This window comes from Pseudomonas sp. VE 267-6A (assembly GCF_024126555.1).
Lineage (GTDB): Bacteria > Pseudomonadota > Gammaproteobacteria > Pseudomonadales > Pseudomonadaceae > Aquipseudomonas > Aquipseudomonas palmensis.
Genome location: NZ_JAMYBY010000053.1, coordinates 1 through 577, shown reverse-complemented (window position 1 = coordinate 577; position 577 = coordinate 1). Strand labels below are relative to the sequence as shown.

The 577-nt window shown below is 62.9% G+C and carries 1 protein-coding gene; it reads left to right on the top strand.

The features are described 5' to 3' along the window. The coding region (locus NJH59_RS25635; RefSeq protein ID WP_253087475.1) for an RHS repeat domain-containing protein at window positions 1-577 on the top strand (577 nt) is incomplete at both ends.

The window sequence follows — 577 nt, the reverse complement described above, 5'->3', positions numbered from 1 at the left end:
GGCTGCAGGAGCAACTGCTAGGCAGCCACGACGGCAAGTCCACGTTGCTCAAGCGTCAGTACCAGTACGATGGCGCCGGGCAACTCACCGACATTCACGACAGCCGACGTGGTCAGTTGGCCTACCAGTACGACCCTGTCGGTCGCCTGTTGCAGGCCACCAGTCGCCTGGGGGTGGAGACATTCGCCTTCGACCCGGCGGGTAACCTGCTGGACGAGAAGACGCAGCAGCTCAACCGCCCGCTGGACCAGGCCCCGAAACGCAACAGGTTGATGGACAACCTGCTGCGCGAGTACGCCGGCACCCATTACACCTACGACGCGCGCGGCAACCTCGCCGAACGGCTGCACAACGGCGTGCGTGCGCAGTTCAACTGGGACCTGTTCGATCGGCTGCAGAGCTACAGCGACGACAAGCTCAAGGTCGAATACAGCTATGACGCACTCGGCCGGCGACTGCACAAACACTCGGTTGCGCATTATTCGAACAAGCCGCAGGCCGGCACGGGCTGGAATCAGCTTGAACGGGCCAAGCGCCAGCGTGAGCTGGACTGTGGCTTCACGCTGTTTGGCTGGGA